The following is a 1,040-nucleotide window of genomic DNA, read 5'->3' as shown; positions in this document are numbered from 1 at the left end:
AATCGCCTCGCGAATGGCCTGTCTTTGTGCCGCAGCTTCAGGTGTTGATCCCGAGCGGGCCTCAAGGTTGCTTTGCATGACCTCAGGGTCTACGCCTTCAGCCATTCCGAGCGATTCAAAGATCGGTCCGAATTCACCGATGGATTGATTGGCCCGCGTGACGATCTGCTTTGCAACCGGTGCGCGTTCTTCGCTGTAGCTGTCGAGCAAACTCTCTCCGGCATGGCCTTTCAGGACAGCCGCCAGTTTCCAGGCGAGGTTGAAGCTGTCCTGTATCGAAGTATTCGATCCCAAACCATTTGACGGCGGATGACGGTGCGCCGCGTCACCCATGATGAACACGCGGTCCTTCTGCATATGGGTCGCGTACATGTTGTTGACAGTCCAGGTGTTGGCGCTGATCAGTTCGATCTCAAGCTCGGGGTCGCCGACAAGTTGACGCGCAACCTGCGTGGCCATGGCCTCGTCAACTTCGGGGGCGGGTTGGTTGATATCATAGCCCCAGACAATCAGCCATTCGTTCCACGGGCGGACCATGCGGACCAGACCCATACCGATGCCACCGACATTCGCACCCGGCTGCATCACCCAATAGAGGACCGAGGGGCGATGCGCGACGTATTTGCTGAGATCCGCGCGGAACAGGATGTTCATGGACCCGCCGACGCCCATCTGACCTTCGAAAGGCAAACCGGCATGTTCGGCGACCAGTGAATTGCCGCCGTCTGCGCCGACCAGATATTTTGACCGGATCGTGATTTCTTCGCCCGACAAACGATCCAAACACGTCGTCGTCACGCCATCTGCGTCTTGCTCATGTCGCAAATATTCGGTGCTCATGCGCGCCTGAGTCCCGCGGCGACAAGCGGTGCCGAACAGAATGGGTTCCATGAATGTCTGTGGCAGATCGTTCATCATGGTCGGGCTGGACAGCAGGTGTTCGGCCTTGGACAGCGGGTGATTGCCCCAGCTTTTCATGCGTCCGATTTCCTCACCTGCTAGGCTTTCGCAGAACACGTTCTCGCCCATCAGATCCTGAT

General features: G+C 57.8%; 1 protein-coding gene. It reads right to left on the bottom strand.

Translation table 11 applies throughout. From position 1 onward, the window contains the following. Window positions 1–1,040, bottom strand: a 1,040-nt coding sequence (locus AC2FNU_RS24780) for an FAD-dependent monooxygenase (protein ID WP_496794307.1), incomplete at both ends; no start/stop codon positions are given.

This window comes from Ruegeria sp. BHSB064, assembly GCF_059613205.1.
Note: the sequence above shows the minus strand (reverse complement) of the source record. Positions and strands in the feature narration are given on the sequence as shown.